The organism is Sporomusa rhizae, assembly GCF_041428845.1.
GTDB lineage: Bacteria > Bacillota > Negativicutes > Sporomusales > Sporomusaceae > Sporomusa > Sporomusa rhizae.
In genome coordinates, this window is record NZ_CP156925.1 from 26,931 (window position 1) to 42,500 (window position 15,570).

Sequence of the window (15,570 nt, forward strand, 5' to 3'; positions counted from 1 at the left end):
AAATATGCAGGGATTTGTAAGAATTCTCCGAAATAGGAAGTATTGAATTGGCATTCGTGCATGTATTTTATGTAACTGTTGCAGTGTGCAGCTAAAATAGGAGGGATACAATGACTAAAAAAGTAGTAGTTGTTGGTGGAGGCTGGGCAGGATCTGCAGCTGCGTTGGCGGCCCGGAAAGTGGGTTGTGATGTAGAACTGTTTGAACGGGCAGACATGTTGCTTGGTACTGGACTGGTAGGCGGTATTATGCGCAATAATGGCCGCTTTACCGTAACAGAAGAAATGATTGCTATGGGTGGCGGCGATTTATTTGAGATTGCTGATGAAAACGCCCGGCATAAGAACATTGAATTTCCAGGACATAAACATGCGAATTTATATGATGTGTCTACCATTGAACCGGCGGTTCGCAAAGCATTGTTTGCTGCTGGTGTGAAAATTCATTTGAAATGCCGGGTCAAAGATGTCGAAATAGAGGATGGCAGAATTATAAAAGTCATTGCCGATGAAATGCACGGCGATACAATAGTGGCCGAGGGAGACGTGTTTGTTGATGTTTCCGGGACGGCAGGCCCTATGGGTAACTGTATAAAGTATGGAAATGGCTGTGCGATGTGTATTTACCGTTGTCCGACTTTTGGACCACGCTTCAGTATTGCCGCTAAAGCCGGAGTAACCGAAATAATCGGTGAAAAACCCGATGGAACCTATGGGGCTATGAGTGGTTCCTGCAAACTTCATAAAGATTCATTAGCTTCAAATATCGTGGAGGAGTTGGATCATACTGGCGTATGTGTTGTCCCTGTACCGGAGAATTTGCAAAAAAGTATCTCTTCACTAGGGCAAAAGGCATGTCAGCAATATGCTTTAAAGGAGTTCGCTGAAAATGTAATCTTATTAGATACAGGGCATGCCAAGCTAATGACTGCTTACTATCCGCTGGATACTCTTCGTCAAATACCTGGCTTTGAAAATGCCAGATTTGAAGATCCTTACGCTGGTGGTATTGGCAACTCTATGCGTTACCTTGGAATGCTGCCTAGAGATAACTGCTTACAAGTAACAGGGTTGCAAAATGTCTTTTGCGGTGGCGAAAAGGCCGGTTTGCTCGTAGGTCATACTGAAGCAATCATAACCGGAACAGTAGCTGGTCATAATGCGGCTAGATCTGCACTGGGTCTGGAGTTAATTGAAATACCCCAAAGCCTGGCCTGTGGTGAAGGCATTGCCTACGTAAAAGAAAAGATGCAAACAAAAGAAGGATTAAGCAAGAAATATACTTTCTCGGGTTCAGTATTATTTGAACATATGAAGAGCAAAAATCTATATACTACCGATGTTCAAAAAATCAGAGAAACCGTCAATCAAGTTAATATGACGGGCTTTTTTGCGAAGAATCTGATGGCTCATTGTTCAGAAGCTGCTGCAACTAAGCCGGTCCAAAACTAATCGTTAAAGGCGATAGAACAATGCTTCATCTTAATCTAGGTATTGCCGGTACCGCGAAAAATACAGGAAAAACTACTACTACAGCGGCAATATGCCAGGAATTGAGAATGCGCGGTATACCTTTGTCTATTACCAGCATTGGATACGATGGCGAAAACATTGATAATATTACCGGACTACCTAAACCTAAATTATGGGTTGAGCCGGGTGATATTATTGCTACTGCAGAGAAATGCTTTAAAAATTGCACGGCAGGGTTTCGGGTTTTAGAGGAAACTAACATTGACACTCCTTTAGGGAGAGTCCGGATTGCTGAAGTCAAAAGGGCGGGATTGGCGGTTACTGCAGGGCCGAATAAGAGCGCTGATGTAAAAAGTGTGGCCGCCATGTTGCGCCAAATCGGTCCGGGTGTTGTAATATTTGACGGTGCACTAAATCGGATAGCACCGCTGGCTGAGACAGAAGGTTTTATTTTAGCGACCGGCGCCGCAAAAACCAAAAATATTATTCAGCTCGGCAGAGAGACCGAGTTAATCGAGCAAATATGCAGTTTGCCGGCTGTTCCACAAGCTTATGATTTATTGGAAAAACAGTTTCGCGATGTCGTTTTATTGGACCCTGGGTTTACTGTAATCAAAAGGCGGCCATCATCGTCATTACTCACAGAGGCTGACGTTACGGAGATACTTTCGGATTCGCCGGAGGGAAGTTATTTATTTATACCAGGTGTAATGAGTGAAAAGGCGCTGATCTCGTTACGGAGCATATTTCAAAAAAATCCTCGAAGATTATTCTTAACTTTTGATAATCCAATTAAATTGCTAATGATAGGAGAGCCGGTTGCCATTTGTGATGTAATCCGGGATATACATCAATTTGGGGTATTTGTCGGGGTAGCGAGGCGTGTACCGTTATTGGCCATAACTGTAAACCCATTCTACCCCGAATATCGGGTAAAAACACAAACCTACCGATCCGCTTTTGTTGATCCCGTGCGGCTAGAAGTACTAATTAAAAGGCACGTTCGAGTGCCGGTTCATAATATAGTGCGTCATGGGGCACAGGGATTAGTAGATACTATCTTATTGTCAAGGCGCTTGTGGCAAAGTCCGCAGACAGTAACATTTTGATTAATCTGTATTGAGAGTGAAAATAGTGCACTTATTTTTAATTCTTTCCATTTGGAGGAGTAAGAGCAGTGTCAAACCAAAAAGCACTCACGCTTGATGAATATGTTCGTCTGGCCCCATGTATTTGCGATTTGTTAAATGTAGGTGTATTTCTTTCCGACCGTGAGAAAATCGTCTATTATAAGCCGAGTAGAACATTTGATTTAAAAATGGAAATTGGTTTGCCGGTTAAACCGGGAATGGCTTCTTTTCAGGCAATGCAGGCGCGTAGCCGTATTGTAATGAGAAAAGATAATTCGTATAGCGGTAAGCCGTTTGTCACAACCGTGATTCCCCTTATAGACGATCAGAATGATGTTCTCGGAACTATCGCAATCACGGAAACGGTCGAACGTCAGGATATTTTAAAAGCAATGTCGGTTAAATTGAGTATGGATATCAACGCCTTAGCCAGTACGATGGAAGAGATATCTGCTCAGACGGAAGAAATCTCTGCTGTTTCGGTACGGATGCTTAACTCCTTTCAACATTCGCAGATACGGGTAGCTGAAACCGATCAGGTATTAGCTATGGTGAAAACAATTGCTAATCAGACTAATCTGCTTGGGTTAAATGCTGCGATTGAAGCGGCAAGAGTGGGTGAGCTAGGACGTGGATTTGGGGTGGTCGCGGACGAAATACGGAAACTTGCGGCGACTAGTACAGAATCGATACGAAAAATCGATGCTATTGTTAGCGATGTTAAAGAGGATAGCTACCAAGCAGTTTGCCAGATGAATGAAGTTCGCGATATGGTATCCCAAATCGCAGAAGCAGCTACACATGTAGCGGACTCTATACAGGAAACCGGTTTATTAGCTCAGCAACTAGATAAAATGGCTGAAGATTTAACACAAGGATGAGCGACAGGCTAGATTTTATATTATTGGGCCAGTGAATAGCTTTACAACGATAGTTTTTTCAGAAAAGTGAAATGACTGGCAGACTAAATTTTACAAAATATTTTTAAAAAACTTATAATTCGGCAGGAACTTACGCTTTAAGGTAGAATTATACTTACAAATCATCACGGATGAGCAATTTATCTTTCTGGCTAAGGATGTATTACTAACAGCCATTTCTTACGTATGGATTTATCTGCAAAATATTCCTAATATACTGATTATTATAAGGGGGGATTCTGCTTTCGACAACGAATAAAACAGCATAAACAAATCTATGACGAAGAGTATGCAGAAAAAAAGATTTAACTCCAAGATGCTTGGGAGGAGGGGAGTATGCAGTCCATATCCTGTGATATCAAACAAGAGATTATCCGGATAAACAATCGTTTGAACATCAGTATGTATGGTGCCGGGTTGCGCCGGCAGAGAGTAGCGATTTTGGATGAAAAGATTATTGTTATTATTGCAGATAATAAAAGAATTCCAGCCCTTGCCGTATTGGATGATACAGACCGGGTGACAACGCGAATGATTGATGTGGCCTTATTAAAGGAGTATAAACACAAACTAAAAAACGAACTAAAGCAACAGGCAGGTTTGGCTGTAAAATGTATTTTAAAAGATTATGATCCTAGTGCGGAGCTGGCGGCGACGATTATTATTTTAGAAGATAACGGTCATATTGAAACGAAAAATAATTAATAAAGGTCGGCCGTAGGAACTCGGATGAGCGCTGAAAGCTACCGGTTATGAAACAATGCCTTGTATACGCCGAGCACGTATTCGGGGACATAGTTCATGCTGGTAGCTTTTTGCTTTTTATCCCGATAGGAAAGGATACCTTTTGACCGGATAAGGGCAACATCGGCTTTCTCTTCGCCGACGACTCGGTGCAAGTCGTATTTTTTTATAGATAACTAAGGTGGTAGAAATACAGGCGGTGGACAAGAACAGAAATAGGATAAGAAAATGAAAGAAATAGGAGGAAGATTATGAATGATGATGCTATCAAGGTAAAACATGTACTAGGAGTACTGGACAAAATTACGGGTGGTAGATGCGTAAAAAGTCTAGAGGATGTTTTTAGCGGTAAGAACAGATTTGTAGTTATGAAGTCTTCCAATATCCCGGGAAAAGGGTGCATGGAAACTCCGGGATTGGTCTATGGGGATCTTGAAGCATCGGTCAGAAAAATTGCGGTGACCATGACATTGACAGAATGTAATATCGAGTTAGCAGGTGCAACCGGGGTTGATGCCATTGTTGCTCATCATCCTATCGCTGACGCTGCTAACTCGGGTGGGGTAACAATGCGAAACTACTTAGGATTATATGGAGTATCGGTTTTTGAACTTCATGAGGCTTTTCATGGCTTGCATCCTGGAATTGCTTATATTCATGGACATAAAGCATTTCGTGTTGATATTGCGTATGGCGGTCTTCCGGGAAATATTTTGTATGTCGGCAAGGCACTAAATGAAGTTTCAACTTTAGGGAATATATTAGATCGCTTAAACGAATTCATGGGAATCAGCGAGGAGGAGAAAATGCTTCTTGCTGAGCGAGAAGCTCGTAATTGCAGTCATATTAGCGAGACAAATGTTGCTACCGGTGGGCAAATTTTGGTGGGTAGCCGTGAGGATAGAGTTCATACTGTTGTGCATATTTTCCCTCACACCGGTTTTACAGGTGAGCATCTTGAAAAAGTAAAAAACGAGCATCCTGAAGCAGATACAGTTATTGCTTCAATCAGCCGTGTAAGAATCGACAGTGAGCTTGTAGCCAAAGCAAGAGAGTTGAACATGAATTTCGTTGTCGGTAATTCACATGCGATGGAGATCCTTGAAAATGGATTGCCCTTAGCAACGGCAATAAGTAAGCTGTTGCCCGAGGTAGAAGTGGTACTCTTCCGGGAAAGAATCACTTCCACTCCCATTACTATGGCTGGTAATCCCGCAATTCGCCAATACGCTGACCATATTGCCAATCAGTTTCTTTTACCGAACGCTAATAAATAATACGGAGGTAAAGACATGCAAGCAGAAGTGAACTCCCAAGTTAAAAAGAGGGTAATGAAGAAAATCGAATATGTAGGCTTTGCTTTTGTTTTTCTTGCACTAATAGCCTTGCTTTATCCGGAGCCGGTAGCAGGTGCTTTTACTGCTGCAGCTAAAAAAGTAAAGTCAATTGCCTTTGATGCTTTTTTAATGAACATTGTGGGTTGGGCAATCATCTGTGGGGTAATTATGGGACGTTTATTGGAACGGGCGGGTTTTACCGATGCGCTTGTTCGCATTTTCATACCGTTAACACAAAGAATTGGTGTAAATCCAGCCGTAATACTACCGGCTATTTACCACATTATTGGTGATATTAATGCGGCAGGTAAAATTGCAGGACCTATTGTTAAAAAGGCAGGAGCTACTAAAGATGAACAAAAAATTGCTATTGCGACTATGGTTCAATCTCAACAATCCTTTTCAACGTTTATGCTGGGGCTTGTTTGTTTAACCGCTGCTAAAATCAACGCTTTCCCGATTGTAATTTTAGCTATATTTTTGCCGCTAGTGATTGTTCCTTTTATTTTGAAGCATACACTGTATCGCGATACAAAAGCTGTGTCGCTTGAAGATCTGCCTGCTTTTACGCCTGAGACTCCGTGGTTAAGCGTATTGTTTGGAGCTGCCAGGGAAGGGGCAGAAGTTCTTTTTCTAATCGTAATTCCTGCAGCAGCAGCTGTGTTTAGTATTATAGGCGCCCTGGAATATACGGGGATCTGGCAGGTTATCCAAGGATGGCTGGGCATTGCCTTATCGTGCTTATCGATTGATGTGGAAACCGGTATTGTCTCTGTATTGGCTTCACCAACTTTGGCTATGGGCATGCTGACCAAGACTGCTGCTGCCCTTTCTCCTAAGCTTGTTGTCGGTTCATTTGTTCTGGCTGCATCCGGATTCCCGCTTGGCGTAATTTTTGGACAAATTCCTATGATTTGGAAAGGCGTTTCCGATCTAAGTGAGGCTGAGGCTGCAAAAGCAGCTTGTGTTGGCATTGTAATGCGAATTGTCACGGCCTATCTGATTGCCGAATTTGTTACTCCACTCGTACTGAAATAAGAAAATAAGGCTTGTGCCCAATTTTTAGGAATAGGCACAAGCCTTACTTACCCCAGCGCGTTCACCCCTACTATAACTTTTAAAGTCAGGATAGGGAACAACAGCTCTGTAAGCCGAGTTTTTTATATTTGGGCAGTGACTATGTAATCGCCGCGCGATTGCCAACTAATCGCTACATCGGGCCGACTCAAGGGAATTTGAATTGACGTTCCATCATCGCGTGTAACATCAAGGCATAAGTATTGAGCAAGCAAACCTTGGTCTAAAATGATGTTGGTGGCAATTCGAAAAGCAACTTTTGGTAGAATGTCTTCCTGCAAAACCACTTTTTTGGAGGGTTCTGCTTCAATAGGTCCTAAGCCTGCCGGAAGATTTCCCAAATTGTACGTTTTTACACGCCCAAACCCTGCAACTCTTTTTTCCGGCAGCAGCATTCCGCCTAAATTATATTCATCACGACCAACTGTTTCGGGTAGAATCTTCTCATCCGCAATTATTGCTGTCTCAAAATAATCACCAGGGTTAACGTCAATTCCTTTTTCGGCCTTCCAGGAAAAATAATAATTCATAAACTTTCCCCCCTTCAATTTATTTGATATATTATGCTGGTTTATTGGAAGTGTGCTGGTTAACAGGCACATTTTGATTTTAAGGCAATGATTAAATGACAAACTTTTTAGCGTAAAGGGAAGGAGTTTTTTTTATGGCAAGAAGAATGAAGACTATGGATGGTAATACTGCTGCAGCTCATGTTTCCTATGCATTTACAGATGTAGCAGCCATCTATCCGATTACCCCGTCATCAAACATGGCAGAACATGTTGATGAATGGGCGGCTCAGGGGAGAAAAAACATTTTTGGTCAGACTGTAGAGATTGTGGAAATGCAGTCCGAAGCAGGGGCGGCCGGAGCTGTACACGGATCTTTGCAGGCAGGTGCTTTGACCACTACTTATACAGCGTCGCAAGGTCTACTGCTGATGATCCCTAACATGTATAAAATTGCCGGTGAGCTTTTGCCTGGTGTATTTCATGTCAGTGCGAGAGCGCTTGGTGCTAATGCGCTTAGCATTTTCGGTGATCACCAGGATGTTATGGCTACCAGACAAACTGGATATGCCTTACTTGCCGAAAGCAGTGTGCAACAAGTTATGGATTTAGGTGCCGTGGCACATTTGTCTGCAATCAAAGGCAAAGTTCCGTTTCTCAACTTTTTTGATGGATTTCGGACTTCCCACGAAGTCCAAAAAATCGAAGTCCTTGAATATGACGAATTGGCTCAATTGTTAGATAGGGATGCGGTGGACGAATTTAGGAGAAAAGCGTTAAATCCTGATCATCCGGTCATGAAAGGATCGGTACAAAACTCTGATATTTATTTTCAGCAAAGAGAAGTTTCTAACCGGTATTACCAGGCTATTCCAGAGATTGTTGAAAGCTATATGGCTGAAATTAGTAAATTGACCGGCCGGGAATACCATCTTTTTAACTACTATGGTGCTGCCGATGCTGAGCGAATGATTGTTGCTATGGGGTCGGTTTGCGAAACGATTGAAGAAACAGTCGATTATCTGAATGCTAAAGGTGAAAAAGTAGGATTGCTTACTGTTCATTTATATAGACCATTTTCCATAGAGCATTTCTTCAAGTATATTCCTAAAAGTGTTAAAAAGATTGCGGTTTTGGACAGGACAAAAGAACTAGGTTCATTTGCCGAGCCATTATATTTGGATGTAAAAGCAGTATTCAATGGCCGAGATTGGCAGCCTCTTATCGTGGGTGGCCGGTGCGGCATCGGTGGCAAAGACGTAGTTCCTGGACATATTCAAGCTGTCTTTGAAAATCTTAACCAAGAGCAGCCTAAAGATAACTTCACTGTTGGCATTGTTGATGATGTAACGCATACATCTCTGCCTCTTGGTGACGACATTGATACCACTGCGGCTGGAACTAAAGCGTGTAAGTTTTGGGGTCTTGGTTCAGACGGGACGGTTGGTGCCAACAAGAATGCCATTACAATCATTGGCGACTATACTGACATGTATGCGCAGGCATACTTTGCCTATGATTCTAAAAAATCCGGCGGTGTTACCATCTCTCACCTGAGGTTTGGCAAAAAAACAATAAGATCGCCCTACCTGATAAACAAAGCCGATTTTATTGCCTGCCATAACCCCTCTTATGTAGATAAGTATAATGTGTTAGAAGGTTTAAAGAAGGGAGGGAGCTTTCTCTTAAACTGTAACTGGACCGAGCAGGATTTGGAAACAAAGTTACCTGCCGCCATGAAACGCTATATTTTTAATAATAATATTAATTTTTACACACTGGACGCTGTAGGAATAGCTCAGGAAATCGGTCTTGGCGGTAGAATTAATATGATTATGCAATCGGCATTCTTTAAAATTGCCGACATTATTCCGCTTGAAGAGGCTATTAACCATCTAAAAAAGGCTGTCGTAAAATCCTATGGCAACAAAGGCGAAAAAGTTGTCAATATGAACAACCTGGCCATCGATAAGGGCGTAGAAGCTATTGTCAAGATTCCTGTTCCGGATTTCTGGGGAAAAGCCCAAGAGAAAAGTGCTATTGTCAAAGAAGCACCAGATTTTATTAAAAATGTTCTAGTTCTCATGAACCGGCAAGAAGGAGACAAGCTACCTGTAAGCGCCTTCGTTGGCAGGGAAGACGGTAATTTTCCGATGGGTACGTCAGCTTATGAAAAACGTGGCATTGCTATTAATGTTCCCTGCTGGTTGTCTGACAACTGTATTCAATGCAACCAGTGTTCTTATGTATGTCCGCATGCCGCGATAAGGCCCATATTAATTAGTGAAGAAGAATTGAAAAATGTTCCCCAGAATTTTGTTACTAAACCCGCTACAGGTATAAAAGATCTCAATTTCCGGCTGGCTGTTTCACCCTATGATTGCACGGGCTGTGGTAACTGTGAACAGATTTGTCCATCCAAACAAAAAGCTTTGGAAATGAAACCGCTTGAGACTCAGTTAGATCAAGCTCCCTTATGGGATATCGCCATATCTTTATCTTCTAAAGTTAATCCTCTAAGTAGATTTAATGTAAAAGGCAGTCAATTTGAGCAGCCGTTGCTTGAGTTTTCCGGTGCCTGTGCTGGCTGTGGGGAAACTCCGTATGCAAAATTGGTAACCCAATTATATGGTGACAGAATGATGGTTGCCAATGCTACCGGTTGTTCTTCGGTGTGGGGGGCCAGTGCGCCATCCATGCCTTATACTAAGAATCACCGCGGGCATGGGCCAGCCTGGGGGAACTCTTTGTTTGAAGATAATGCTGAGTATGGGCTCGGTATGTTTCTTGGCGTAAAACAAATAAGAGCCAAATTGGCCTTGGATATTTCGGAAGCCGTTACACTCAATATTAGCGATAATCTCAGGGCCGCTTGTGAAGATTGGTTAGTAAATAAAGATAAAGGTGAAGGAGCTAGGGATAGGGCGGATAAACTGATTGCTCTTTTAGAAGCAGCCAAAGGCAATGATTATCTACTCAACGAAATATACAAGAATAGGGATTTCCTGGTAAAACGGTCTCATTGGGCTTTCGGCGGCGATGGCTGGGCTTACGACATTGGTTTTGGCGGTCTTGATCATGTGTTGGCTTCAGGGGAAGATATTAATATCTTGGTGTTTGATACGGAAGTGTATTCTAATACCGGTGGGCAGTCTTCTAAAGCTACGCCAACTGCGGCAATTGCTAAATTTGCCGCCAGCGGTAAGCGCACCAAGAAAAAAGACCTTGGCATGATAGCCATGAGCTATGGCTATGTCTATGTAGCACAAATCGCTATGGGGGCCGATAAACAGCAAACTATAAAAGCCATTGCCGAAGCAGAGGCTTATCCAGGACCGTCACTTATCATAGCGTATGCACCCTGTATTAACCATGGTTTGAAAAGTGGTATGGGCTGCAGCCAATTGGAAGCCAAACGTGCTGTTGACAGCGGATATTGGGCAATGTATCGCTACAACCCAGAACTAAAAGAATTGGGCAAGAATCCGTTTATGTTAGACTCCAAAGAGCCGACCATGAAATTCAATGATTTTCTTATGGGTGAAGTGCGCTACTCGTCCTTAAAGAAACAGTTTCCCGATATGGCCGAGGCCTTGTTTGCTAAGACCGAACAAGATGCCAAAGAAAGACTGGAAAACTATAAGCGGCTAGCCGGTCAATTAAATAATGGGATCAAAGAAGCCGCGGCAGCAAGAGAATAAATTAGCAATCAAGAGGGGACTTTTTTGGCCCCTCTTTTGTTATTTACACTAGGACATTCAGTAAAGAATTTCTTTTAATAAGCAGGATGTTAGTGACTCCACCGCTGGCACTTGGACTATAGCTTATACTAACATCCTATTTGTAATTCTGTATTGAATTCTATAGATAGCATATTCAAAGAGGATTTTTTCTTGAAATCACGAATTATAGATAAGCTATTCGGTGACTAACTCGCGCTAAGACTCCCATCTTCTATGATGTAAGTTAAAAACGGATAAGTCTCTGGATAAGGACGACTAACCTTCAGGTGGGCTTTTAATCCCGCTTGATCTAAGTCTACTTTACAAGTTTGTTCTTTTGGGGGGACGACCAGTGCTCAGTGAGAGGGAAAAAGTAGAGCGTGATGTGTTGGCTATAATGAAGGATTCATTGCAGCCTATGGGCTGCGGATCTATCAGTGCTAAACTAAATAGCCAAGGCCACTCAATTAGCGAAGCCACTGTTGGACGCATTTTACGGGAATTGGATGCTGCCGGCTATACCGATAAAGCAGGTTACCAAGGGAGAAGCTTATCAGCTCTGGGTAATGATAGACTGGCAGAGTTAGATATTAAGGAACGCAGGCTGATGTGGGGAGCCGAGCTGATTGGCGCCGTTCAAGGCCATACAAAGGAGCAGTTGTTGGAAGTACTCATTGCCCGCCGGGTAATCGAAGGCGAATTGGCCTATTTAGCGGCTAAAAATGCAACAGAGGAAGACAAGCAACGGTTGCAAAATGTGATGGATCGACAGCGAGCCAGCCTGAAAAGTGGTAGTGGAGCTGCTGAAGAAGACGTAGAATTTCACAATATAATAGCCGGTATGGCTTGTAACCGAGTATTGGCGGCGGCGGTTGCTTTAATCCGTCAAGATACTCAATTGTCGCCATTATTGGAGTATATTAGGCTGCACGTTAATAGTTTGGTATACGTGGATCACAAAAAGATATATGAGAGCATAGTTAATGCGCGACCGGATGCGGCTAAAGAAGCCATGACCGAACATATTAATAACTTGATGAATGACGTGGAAAAGTATTGGGAACTGATAGACGGAAACCACGATGCGTAGAATAAATAATGAATTACATATGGTAAAAAAAGTTGGATCGCAGAAACAATCAGGCAATAGTGAGTAATTTCTTGATTTGTGTTAGTCAGCGCTCTATTTTGGCAGATTATAACGTTTATTTGGAATAACACATTATATGGTATAAAATGTTATTGACATGGATGGGCAATGCATGATAGTATAATCAAGTCGCTCAAATCCAAGGTATTTATAACCAAGCGGATATAGTGACAGAATAAATTACCAAAAAAGATTATGTTGACACGATGAAACAAACGTGATAACATAAATAACTGTCGCCGCTGAAAACGCGGCAACAACAAAACCGTTCCCTGAAAACTGAACAATGTAAGTAATGCATCATAAAAAGCCAGATGTGCGGTGCTCATTGAGCACACAAAACAATTTCTTTTTTTGAATTTATGAGCCATCAAGGCTCCATAAATATACTTTTATGGAGAGTTTGATCCTGGCTCAGGACGAACGCTGGCGGCGTGCCTAACACATGCAAGTCGAACGGAGTTGTTAGCAATAACAACTTAGTGGCGAACGGGTGAGTAACGCGTAGATAACCTGCCTCTAAAATGGGGACAACACCGCGAAAGTGGTGCTAATACCGAATGTGGTATCTTTATCGCATGATAGAGATAAGAAAGATGGCCTCTATATATAAGCTATCGTTTAGAGATGGGTCTGCGTCTGATTAGCTAGTTGGTGAGGTAAAGGCTCACCAAGGCGACGATCAGTAGCCGGTCTGAGAGGATGAACGGCCACACTGGGACTGAGACACGGCCCAGACTCCTACGGGAGGCAGCAGTGGGGAATCTTCCGCAATGGACGAAAGTCTGACGGAGCAACGCCGCGTGAGTGAAGAAGGTTTTCGGATCGTAAAACTCTGTCGTTTGGGACGAACGTGCTTTGGGTAAATAATCTAAAGTAATGACGGTACCAAAGGAGGAAGCCACGGCTAACTACGTGCCAGCAGCCGCGGTAATACGTAGGTGGCAAGCGTTGTCCGGAATTATTGGGCGTAAAGGGCGTGTAGGTGGATTCTTAAGTCGTGTGTCTAAGTGCGGGGCTCAACCCCGTATAGGCGCAGGAAACTGGGGATCTTGAGTGCAGGAGAGGAAAGTGGAATTCCCAGTGTAGCGGTGAAATGCGTAGATATTGGGAGGAACACCAGTGGCGAAGGCGACTTTCTGGACTGTGTCTGACACTGAGGCGCGAAAGCTAGGGGAGCGAACGGGATTAGATACCCCGGTAGTCCTAGCCGTAAACGATGGGTACTAGGTGTAGGAGGTATCGACCCCTCCTGTGCCGGAGTTAACGCAATAAGTACCCCGCCTGGGGAGTACGGCCGCAAGGTTGAAACTCAAAGGAATTGACGGGGGCCCGCACAAGCGGTGGAGTATGTGGTTTAATTCGACGCAACGCGAAGAACCTTACCAGGGCTTGACATTGAGTGAAAAACTTAGAGATAAGTTCCTCCCTTCGGGGACACGAAAACAGGTGGTGCATGGCTGTCGTCAGCTCGTGTCGTGAGATGTTGGGTTAAGTCCCGCAACGAGCGCAACCCTTATCCTTTGTTGCCAGCACGTTATGGTGGGAACTCAAAGGAGACTGCCGCAGACAATGCGGAGGAAGGCGGGGATGACGTCAAGTCATCATGCCCCTTATGTCCTGGGCTACACACGTACTACAATGGGCTTAAACAAAGCGAAGCAAGCCTGCGAAGGTAAGCCAAACGCATAAACAAGCTCTCAGTTCGGATCGGAGGCTGCAACTCGCCTCCGTGAAGTCGGAATCGCTAGTAATCGCAGGTCAGCATACTGCGGTGAATACGTTCCCGGGCCTTGTACACACCGCCCGTCACACCACGAAAGTTGGAAACACCCGAAGCCGGTGGGGTAACCGCAAGGAGCCAGCCGTCTAAGGTGGGGCCGATGATTGGGGTGAAGTCGTAACAAGGTAGCCGTATCGGAAGGTGCGGCTGGATCACCTCCTTTCTAGGGAGAACTGCTCGACGTTCGATAGTCGACCTTTGACTTTCGACATAAAAATCGAGCTACTTCTAGGTCGGTACATTTGGCAGATGCACAAGCACTTACATTGTTTGGTTTTGAGGGAATGCCAATTACCATAAGTTACTTGTTGAAATACACAAGTGACTATGATAACATAGATATTCCTGAAACAAAACAATCCAGTGACGATAGCTGTGGGGCTCCACCTGTTCCCATACCGAACACAGTAGTTAAGCCCATAAACGCCGAAGGTACTTGGCTGGAAACGGCCTGGGAGATTAGGAAGTTGCTGGTTCATCTCGATGTTCGACGACTGACCTGCGACATTCGATGAAAATCGAAAGTCTAAAGTCGTAAATCGAAAGTCGAGAAAGTGTTCCTTGAAAACTGCACAGAAGAAAGCAAAAGTAAAGTAATGCCTCATATATTATATGAGAAGTTCTTTACGCGCAATTAGGATATACTGAAGGCAAACGTAAGCTATGAATATGGCGACGTGAAACTGGCTAGTGTGTATCAGATGCGAGGCGGACCGGAAGACGTGAAGCGCGGCGTACTGACAAGTACGTAAGCAAGCGTCTGAGGACCAACGAAGCAGATGATGCGCAATAGACAGTTGAACTAAGTCAAGTTATTAAGGGCATACGGTGGATGCCTAGGCGCCAAGAGCCGAAGAAGGACGCGGTAAGCTGCGAAAAGTCATGGGGAGTCGCAAGCAGGCATTGATCCATGAATGTCCGAATGGGGGAACCCGGCGGTGGTAATGCACCGTCACCCATGCAATTACGCATGAGGAGGGCACCCGGGGAACTGAAACATCTAAGTACCCGGAGGAAAAGTAATCAAACGAGATTCCCTAAGTAGCGGCGAGCGAACGGGGAAGAGCCCAAACCAGAGAGCTTTGCTCTTTGGGGTTGAGGACTGATAGAAGTTAGGTCAGGTCTAGTCGAACTACCTGGAAAGGTAGGCCGCAGAAGGTAAAAGCCCTGTAAGCGAAAGACAGAGCCTAATGGTCAGAATCCAGAGTACCACGGGACACGAGGAACCCTGTGGGAAGCAGGGGGGACCACCCTCCAAGGCAAAATACTCCTTGGCGACCGATAGCGCATAGTACCGTGAGGGAAAGGTGAAAAGCACCCCGGGAGGGGAGTGAAAGAGAACCTGAAACCGTATGTCTACAAGCAGTCGAAGACCCTTATGTGGTCGACGGCGTGCCTATTGAAGAATGAACCGGCGAGTTACAGTAACTAGCGAGGTTAAGTGGAAAACACGGAGCCGAAGCGAAAGCGAGTCTAAATAGGGCGAGAGTTAGTTATTGTAGACCCGAAACCGCAGTGATCTATCCATGTCCAGGTTGAAGCGCAGGTAAAAATGCGTGGAGGACCGAACCCGTGAGCGTTGAAAAGCTTTGGGATGAGATGTGGATAGGGGTGAAATGCCAATCGAACGCGGAGATAGCTGGTTCTCCCCGAAATAGCTTTAGGGCTAGCCTCAGGTAATGAGTATAGACGGTAGAGCTCTGATAGGGCTAGGGGCCATATTGGT

The 15,570-nt window shown here is 44.1% G+C and carries 9 protein-coding genes and 3 rRNA genes (1 of these 12 cut by a window edge); 11 read left to right on the top strand and 1 reads right to left on the bottom strand.

Annotation, left to right across the window (positions count from 1 at the left end; all coding sequences use genetic code 11):
• The first annotated feature begins 110 nt into the window (after nt 1-110).
• From SRRS_RS00120 to SRRS_RS00145, 6 genes are all read left to right on the top strand, one after another.
• Nucleotides 111-1,451, top strand: a complete 1,341-nt coding sequence (locus SRRS_RS00120; protein ID WP_371365117.1) for an FAD-dependent oxidoreductase — start codon at nt 111-113, stop codon at nt 1,449-1,451.
• 20 nt (nt 1,452-1,471) lie between these two features.
• On the top strand, nt 1,472-2,581 hold the full coding sequence (locus SRRS_RS00125; RefSeq protein WP_371365119.1) for a hypothetical protein: 1,110 nt from the start codon (nt 1,472-1,474) through the stop codon (nt 2,579-2,581).
• 68 nt (nt 2,582-2,649) lie between these two features.
• Entirely contained in the window at nt 2,650-3,483 is an 834-nt protein-coding gene (locus SRRS_RS00130; RefSeq protein WP_371365121.1) for a methyl-accepting chemotaxis protein, read from the top strand.
• A gap of 375 nt (nt 3,484-3,858) precedes the next feature.
• A complete protein-coding gene (locus SRRS_RS00135; RefSeq protein ID WP_371365123.1) occupies nt 3,859-4,227 on the top strand; it encodes a hypothetical protein in 369 nt (122 codons plus the stop codon).
• A gap of 290 nt (nt 4,228-4,517) precedes the next feature.
• A complete protein-coding gene (locus tag SRRS_RS00140; protein ID WP_371365125.1) occupies nt 4,518-5,543 on the top strand; it encodes a Nif3-like dinuclear metal center hexameric protein in 1,026 nt (341 codons plus the stop codon).
• A 15-nt stretch (nt 5,544-5,558) separates the two neighbouring features.
• The gene (locus tag SRRS_RS00145) at nt 5,559-6,641 is read left to right on the top strand and encodes a hypothetical protein (RefSeq protein WP_371365127.1); all 1,083 of its coding nucleotides are present in this window, start codon (nt 5,559-5,561) and stop codon (nt 6,639-6,641) included.
• Nucleotides 6,642-6,763: 122 nt separating this feature from the next.
• Here SRRS_RS00145 and SRRS_RS00150 read toward each other — a convergent pair whose 3' ends face one another.
• The gene (locus SRRS_RS00150; RefSeq protein WP_371365128.1) at nt 6,764-7,210 is read right to left on the bottom strand and encodes a hypothetical protein; all 447 of its coding nucleotides are present in this window, start codon (nt 7,208-7,210) and stop codon (nt 6,764-6,766) included.
• 134 nt (nt 7,211-7,344) lie between these two features.
• Between SRRS_RS00150 and nifJ the strand changes: the two genes are divergently transcribed.
• The 5 genes from nifJ to SRRS_RS00175 all read left to right on the top strand — a co-directional run.
• Nucleotides 7,345-10,890, top strand: coding sequence for a pyruvate:ferredoxin (flavodoxin) oxidoreductase (gene nifJ / locus SRRS_RS00155; RefSeq protein WP_371365130.1), 3,546 nt, complete (start codon nt 7,345-7,347; stop codon nt 10,888-10,890).
• 373 nt (nt 10,891-11,263) lie between these two features.
• Nucleotides 11,264-12,001 (top strand): FCD domain-containing protein, encoded by a 738-nt coding sequence (locus SRRS_RS00160; protein ID WP_371365131.1) that lies wholly within the window; start codon nt 11,264-11,266, stop codon nt 11,999-12,001.
• A 451-nt stretch (nt 12,002-12,452) separates the two neighbouring features.
• Nucleotides 12,453-14,007, top strand: a 16S ribosomal RNA gene (locus SRRS_RS00165).
• A gap of 196 nt (nt 14,008-14,203) precedes the next feature.
• Nucleotides 14,204-14,320 (top strand): 5S ribosomal RNA (gene rrf, locus SRRS_RS00170).
• Between the two features lie 329 nt (nt 14,321-14,649).
• Nucleotides 14,650-15,570 (top strand): 23S ribosomal RNA (locus tag SRRS_RS00175); it runs 1,999 nt beyond the window's last position.
• The 16S, 23S and 5S rRNA genes sit together here, the layout of an rRNA operon.